Raw genomic sequence first — 6,451 nt, forward strand, 5'->3', positions numbered from 1 at the left:
GGTGCATCTGCACCGGCCTCTTACTCGTGCGGTCCTTCGTGCCCAGGCCCTCGGCCTTCGCCTGCTTCATGGTCAGGCGGCGGCCATCCTTGAAGTTATATATCTTCTCCCAGCCATCTGCCTTGGCTGCCTTCCAATCGGTTGCGCACATGGGCGCCTGCTGCCCATGTGCATCCTGGCACAGGTACCAGCACTGCCCCTTCTCGCCCTTGGTCCTCTGGATGAAGCCCTGAGCGCCAAGGTCGAGCGCGGAGACGAGGACGTGAGCGTGGGGGTTCCCGCCGCGGCCGTCATCATGTATCGCCCAGTCGCACGCCTTCGCGGGGAACATCCCGCAGAAATCGCGCACGCAGGCGCGGCGGCCGTCGGCATCGAGCTCAATCGGCAACGCAAACTCATAGCGCAGCGCGACGAGCTCGTTGCCGCCGCCGCCCTCGGCCCATGCCCGCTCGGCCCCGTTCCAGAGCTCGCCGCGCCCGATGGGCGGCACGCCACCGGGCAGAGACAGACCCTCCTCGACGACGCGTTCCTTCCTGGCATAGTCGCAGAGCTGCCCCGTCCGCTCTTCCACAAGCGCCTGGCCCGACTGGTACGCGGCCTTCCTGACCGCGCCCGCCCCGGTGGCGGGCGAGCAGCCGCGGTAGTTCAGATGGAAGATGGCCATGCGAGTTCCTTTCAGGCAAGGGGCGCAGATGCGCCCCGCGCAGCGGCGCGGAGTGCCGTGAGCCGCGGTCGGCGAACGGTGCCCGCAGCGCGGAGTGCAAGGGAGCGCAGCGACCACGCAGCCCGACCCCGTAGACGTGAGCCGTCTCAGGCGAACGGCTTCGGGATCGGGCGTAGGGCCGTCTGCCAAGACCGCACGCAGTGCAGGACTTTTGACGCATCGTGGCAAAAGTACTGCCAAGTGCGCACTACCTCTGGTAGTGCTATACCCAGCTCGCGAAATTTTACCGTGAGTATGGGTATATTTTGCTGCAAAGACAAAACACTAACGAGCAAGGAAGGGCGGTCATTTATGACGGCATCCATCGACGAGCAGATTGCACGGAAGAGGGCCGCGGCAGACAAGCAGGCAGCCCGCGCCGCCGCGCTGAAGAAGGAGCTGAGGGACCTCGAGAGGAAGAAGGCCGCGGCGGAGCGGAAGGCGCGAACCCACCGACTTGTCGAGGTCGGCGCGATCCTCGAGCAGACCTCTGGCATGACCTTCGATACCGAGGACAGCCGCCGCGCCCTGTCCGTCGCGCTGACCGAGCAGCTGCGGTACACGAACGGCCAGCCGTTCACCCGCGGCGGACAGATCGCCGAGGCCGTCAACATGCTGCTGGGGGATCAGAAATGAACGTCACCATCACTTTTAAAAACAAGGTCGAGAGCTACTACACCCGCGCCGACGGATCGGCAGCGCTGAGCAAGGACGTCCTCGAGCTCACCGCCGACGGCTCGGCGGCGGTGCTCTGGAGCCGCCTCGAGTTCGACAGGGGAGGCGGCGATGACGGGACCAAGCCTCGGACCGAAAGGGGCTTCAGCCGCGAGGTGCTGCGCCTGCCGCCTGCCGCGACGGTCGGCCCCGGCGGCAGCCTGGATGATTTCTGGGACCGCGCCAACCAGTACTGCGGCGTGGCCGAGGTCGAGATCGACGGCAAGCTCGTGTACCCGTTCTAAACCTGCCGCCGCGATGAAAACCGAAGAGCCCCGCGGCCCCTTCGATGGGCCGCGGGGCTCCCGCTATTCTCCCCCTGGGCCGAGCAGCTTCATGGCCATGCGGCCGCGACGCCACCACGGCGTCGCGGCGATCGCCTGCTGGCGCTCGGCGAGCGACGCGAGCTTTCCGGCGAGCTCCGCGACCCTTGCGTTGGCCTCGGCGAGCTGCGCCTTGGCCTCGGCCTCGGCGCGGGCGGCGCGGTCGCGCTCGACCGCAAGCGCCTCCATCAGCTCGGCGTTGCGGGACCGCTCGATTTCCAGTTGGGCGGCCAGGGAGTCAGCCAGGGAGTCCGGGGCGGGCGCCGCGGCGGCTGGCTGGCGGGACGGTTTCTCGAGGTTCTTCAGCGCGTCGGCGATAGCCGCCGCGGCGAAGTCATCGAGGATGTCGGTGTTCCCGTTTCGGGAAACGTGGTTTCCCAGTCCTAGTTTACCGATGTAGTTAGCTATTGTTCGCTTGGAAACTCCCAGCTCAGCAGCTATTTCACGCTTAGTTATGCCCATTGGTCAACCTATCGTCAATCGGGAACGGTTCCCGGGAACCATCGGGGATTTTCCCGATGGTTCCCGATGATTTTACCGTTTCCCGTTCCCGTTTTTCCCGTTCCGATGGAGCTCCTTCTATGGGGAGCACCAAGGTTCCGTCGACGGTAGCGAACTCGAAGCAGGTGCGGATGGCGTCCCTGAGTCCAACCATCGCTGAGTCGCACGAACCATTCGGCCTTTCCGTCTCGGCAACTTCCTCCGGCGCATCGTGCAGCCATTTGATGACGGTCGTGCGCGAGATGCCCAGCTCTCGGGCGATGGCGCTGTGGCTGGCGTCGGGGTGCGCCGCGGCGTATTCGCGGACGAGGTCGGCCTTTGGCTTTCGTCCATTACCCTCGCGCCAGTTGTCATTGTTGATGTCTCGAATGGCCCGCGCGCCCTCAAGGTGCTTCGCCTGAGATCGCCCGTTCCTCTTGTTTTTCGGCAGCTCGATAGCCGTACGCCGCTCTATGCGGTCGCGGGTGAGCTTGTGGATGATGGGGTCGTAGTACGCCTCGATGGCCGCGAGCGCGTGTTCCTCGGTGAAATGGTTGTCCTCGCGCTCGGTCAGGTCCTCGAGCGTCGGCACGAGCGCGAGCGCATCGGCCTCGAGCTCCTCGTACGGGATACCGCACTTCTTCGCATAGGCCGCGAGCACGTTCAGGCACCAGTAGCGGTGGTGGTCGGTGGCCTTCGTCTTGACCTCGCCGAGCCACCAGTCGTACAGGTCGCGCTTGCAGGTCCAGCGGCCGGGGGCCTTGCCCTCGACGATGCGCGCCTGGTACCACTCCGGCCAGAGCTTCTTGGCGCGCTCGATGGGCGTACGCCCGGCGGTGCGCATGAGCTCGATGAGCTCGGCGCGGTCCTTGCCGCCGCGGACCCCGGCGTATCCCAGCAGGTAGTCGAGGCTGCATCGCCAGGGTTTCCCGTCCTCGCCGTTGTGGACGAACGCCACGGCCTCGTACTTGTCCTTAATCTTCGATCCCGCGGCCTTGCCATTGAGCTTCGTGGGAGTGCCGGGCATCCTGAAGGGCTGGTAGATGCCCTGGTGCTGGACGTCCTCGAGCGTCGAGACGGTATCGCGCCAAATGTAGTCAGTGAGCATCGCCTTGATCTCCTGCACGAACGGCACGATGCGCGGGACCAGCGGAATCGGCTGGTCAAGGACGTAGTAGAGGTGGAAGCCCGTACCCGAGTTCACGAGGAAGGTCGGTTGGGGGAGGGACACCCATTTGTCCGCGGCAAGCTTCGGGTCGTGGCCGTTGCGGAACTGCTTCAGCATGTTCTTCAGCTCCTGCACGCCGACACCGTCGAGGTCGATCGCGAAAGCATGCAGGAACCGGGCGTTCTCGGCAACGCGGCTCTTGCCGAAAAACGACACGGGCGCGCAGAAGACGGACTCGTTCTTCCTGTTCGAGTCGACGACGCGCTCCATCACGCCGTCAAGGTCGTCGGTCAACGTAAACCGCTCGACCACGGGGACGTCGCGCTTGCGGCCCGTCTTGGTCTTGACCGTCTTGGTCCTGTTGGTGATCTGGATGGCGATGCCGTTGGGATGGCCGCCGCCCCTCTCGCGCCACGGGACCTCCTCGCCGCGGGGCTGCAGAAAGCCCTCGGGGAAGATGGTCCTCCAAAAATCGTACGGGCTGACCCATTCCCAGGACGGATAGTCGGACAGAAGGATGTCGTTCTTCTCGATGTAGGCATGGCGCTGGTCTGCCCACCAGGCGTCATCATGCTCCGGTTTCTTCCTGCGATCTGCCACTGAACACCACCCCACATACCAGCCGCCCCCGAGGGGTAAGGCCCTGCCTTTACAGGACGTATATTATCAATATATTTATTGTACACCCCTGCGGCCATCTGTATAACGTGTTTTACACCTATACGGCGAATGGTGTGCTAGAATGTATAACGTGTTATACAGATGATTGGGAGGTGCACCGTGGCAACTGCTACCGCGGCATTGAGGATGCCCGAGGACTTGGCAATCAGGTACGACCGTTTGGCGAAATCAACGGGACGCACGAAGACTTTCTACATGACAGAAGCGCTCGCTGCCGAGATTGACAGGCTTGAGTACGAATACGGCCTATTGAAGAAGGTCGAGGATTACCGGGCCGGCAGGCTTGAGACCGTGACGCTCGACGAGCTGGAGGAAAGCCTTGGCTTGGCGGATTGAGATCGACAAGGACGTCCAGCGTTCGATGAAGAAGCTGGACAAGCAGATCGCCAGGAGGATCGTGGCGAAACTTCATGAGATTTCACAGCTCGAAGACCCGAGAAGCATGGGAAAGGGATTGACCGAGAACAAGTCAGGTCTCTGGCGCTACAGGGTCGGTGACTATCGGATAGTCGCCGATATCGAGGACGATGTTCTCGTCATCCTTGTTGTCGATGTTGACCACCGAAGCAAGGTCTACAGGACTCGCAGGTAGGCGGGTCGACACCGCTAACGAAACGGGGAGGGTTTTTGACCCTCCCCGTTTTTACGCTTGCCACCACGGACGCCCATCGTACGGACGACCGTCGGGCATCCTGTCGTACTCGCGCGGCCCCGTCTCCAGCAGCTCCTTGGCGCGGTCTGGGTCATAGCGCACATCCCAGGGAGAGCAGTAATACCATGCGGAATTGCCTCCGTATCGGGTAAGCCGCCACCGAGCTTCGGCAATCGGAACGAAGCCGAGATCGCACCACTGGTAGGCGGTGTGGTCGCGGCGGCCCTCCTGCAAGGTTTCCTCGTCGATGTGAGCCCCCCAACAATCGAGAAGGTCTTTGCGATGCTGTTCCGCGCGGGCGGCGCCCTCGATGCGCTCGCACTCCTCGGCGTCGCGCTTGGCCTTGGCGTCGGCGCGGCGGCGGCGGTTGACGGCTTCGACATCCTTCTTCGCCCAAGGGCGGGTCTGCTCGACGCTGTAAAACATCATGGTCTCGTTACCGTTGGGCGAGCGCCAGGAGCGCTCGACACCCTTCTTGAGCTGGCCTTTAAGCACGTGGCGGTGCTTCTTCTCCCATTGTGCAGCAGTGCGGTACTCGATTCCGTCGATGTTAATCATCGTCCTCGACCTCCTCGGTCAGATCGCAGTCGAGGTATACGCGCACGTACCCGCTCTCGCCGCGGTTGGGGTACTCGCGCGAACGCTCGAGCACGCACCCAGCCGCCTGCATCGCGGCGGCGATGCGCCGAACCTCGTCGGTCATGCCCTCAAGACGAACCCTGACCATGACAACCTCCTTGCCTTGAACCCTGCGCCACCGTTCGTGGCGCAGCCTAAGCGTACGGCTCCAAAAAAGTCCGAAAAAGTCTAGTTATCGCAGGTCAGACGTGCCATCGCGCAGGCGCACATGCACGCGTATATTTACACGCGCGACCCCTCCAAAATATTTTTTCGCCACTGCCGCGGCAGCCGCGAACGGTCGGGATGCCGCTGCGGGCGGCCGTTGCCAAAGCCGCCGCCAAGGTAGCTGAAGCTACCGTCCGGCGGCTAGTGCTTGGGCTTGTGGCCGCGGGGGCGTTTCTGTTCGGCCTGCGGCGGCTCGGGCTTGCGAGGCGCGGGGTCCTCGCCCGCGAGCCTCGCCCGCTCGTCAGCGAGCTTGCGGCGCTCGATGCCCAGCCCCGCGGCCTTGAGCAGGGGGCCGGACAGCATCGCAGCGCTGTTGCCGCCCTGCAGCTGGCGAATCTTGAGGTCAAGTGCGGCAATTTGCTCGTCAAGCTGAGCGATCATCTCCGCGCGGGTATCGACCTGATCCGCGGTGGCCATGGCCACGCGGCGTTGGGCATCGGCGGCCGCGGCGGCGGTGGCCATGGCCACGCGGCGGCGCTTGGCCAGCGCGCCCCTGTGCCTGCCCTGGGCGCGACCGCGCTTGGCCTTCTCGATGCGGCCGCGCTGACGCTCGAGCTCCGCGACTTCCCGTTGCAGCTGCTCGACCGCAACGCCCTCCTGCTGCAGCTCTGCGCGAAGGACCCGCAGGCGGGCGTTGCGGTCGCGTATCTCTTTATTCAGCTTGACTCGATCGGCGTGCCCGATCAGCCCCGCGCCGCCCTCGTGGACGGTCGGCTGCTCGTCCAGCCCCCTATCTTTATTAGAGCGATGGTCTATGGCCACAGCCGCGGTACCCGTGGCCGCGGCGTGCGCCGCGAGGTGCCTGTTGGCGATCTCTGCCCAGGCCGCGCGGACGGCCGTGAGTTCAGCGCTACCGACGTCGCGCGCGGCCTGACCCGAGATAC

10 protein-coding genes are annotated in these 6,451 nt (G+C 64.3%); 4 read left to right on the forward strand and 6 right to left on the reverse strand.

What is annotated here, in order from left to right; genetic code table 11:
• The coding region (locus AAAX59_RS09690; RefSeq protein WP_349071614.1) for a MobA/MobL family protein at positions 1-904 on the reverse strand (904 nt) is incomplete at its 3' end.
• A gap of 111 nt (positions 905-1,015) precedes the next feature.
• Here AAAX59_RS09690 and AAAX59_RS09695 point away from each other — a divergent pair.
• Entirely contained in the window at positions 1,016-1,339 is a 324-nt protein-coding gene (locus AAAX59_RS09695) for a hypothetical protein (RefSeq protein WP_349071616.1), read from the forward strand.
• On the forward strand, positions 1,336-1,662 hold the full coding sequence (locus tag AAAX59_RS09700) for a hypothetical protein (protein WP_346983191.1): 327 nt from the start codon (positions 1,336-1,338) through the stop codon (positions 1,660-1,662). Before AAAX59_RS09695 ends, AAAX59_RS09700 begins: the two co-directional genes overlap by 4 nt.
• A 63-nt stretch (positions 1,663-1,725) precedes the next feature.
• Here the strand turns inward: AAAX59_RS09700 and AAAX59_RS09705 are convergent, their stop codons facing one another.
• Entirely contained in the window at positions 1,726-2,202 is a 477-nt protein-coding gene (locus AAAX59_RS09705; RefSeq protein ID WP_346983192.1) for a hypothetical protein, read from the reverse strand.
• Positions 2,189-3,988, reverse strand: coding sequence for a hypothetical protein (locus tag AAAX59_RS09710; RefSeq protein ID WP_349071617.1), 1,800 nt, complete (start codon positions 3,986-3,988; stop codon positions 2,189-2,191). The genes AAAX59_RS09705 and AAAX59_RS09710 overlap by 14 nt, the downstream gene beginning before the upstream one ends.
• Positions 3,989-4,168: 180 nt before the next feature.
• Here AAAX59_RS09710 and AAAX59_RS09715 point away from each other — a divergent pair, with 180 nt between their 5' ends.
• Positions 4,169-4,405 carry an antitoxin gene (locus AAAX59_RS09715; protein WP_084591886.1) on the forward strand — a complete coding sequence of 79 codons (237 nt, stop codon included), beginning with the start codon at positions 4,169-4,171 and terminating at the stop codon, positions 4,403-4,405.
• 25 nt (positions 4,406-4,430) lie between these two features.
• Complete coding sequence (locus AAAX59_RS09720) at positions 4,431-4,661, forward strand: type II toxin-antitoxin system RelE/ParE family toxin (RefSeq protein ID WP_232219801.1); 231 nt, start codon at positions 4,431-4,433, stop codon at positions 4,659-4,661.
• Between the two features lie 51 nt (positions 4,662-4,712).
• Here the strand turns inward: AAAX59_RS09720 and AAAX59_RS09725 are convergent, their stop codons facing one another.
• From AAAX59_RS09725 to AAAX59_RS09735, 3 genes are all read right to left on the reverse strand, one after another.
• Positions 4,713-5,279, reverse strand: coding sequence for a hypothetical protein (locus AAAX59_RS09725; RefSeq protein ID WP_349071618.1), 567 nt, complete (start codon positions 5,277-5,279; stop codon positions 4,713-4,715).
• Positions 5,272-5,448 (reverse strand): hypothetical protein, encoded by a 177-nt coding sequence (locus AAAX59_RS09730; RefSeq protein WP_347486780.1) that lies wholly within the window; start codon positions 5,446-5,448, stop codon positions 5,272-5,274. Before AAAX59_RS09730 ends, AAAX59_RS09725 begins: the two co-directional genes overlap by 8 nt.
• A 260-nt stretch (positions 5,449-5,708) precedes the next feature.
• The coding region (locus tag AAAX59_RS09735) for a MobA/MobL family protein (protein ID WP_349071620.1) at positions 5,709-6,451 on the reverse strand (743 nt) is incomplete at its 5' end.

Source organism: Collinsella sp. CLA-ER-H2 (assembly GCF_040092405.1).
Classification (GTDB): domain Bacteria; phylum Actinomycetota; class Coriobacteriia; order Coriobacteriales; family Coriobacteriaceae; genus Collinsella.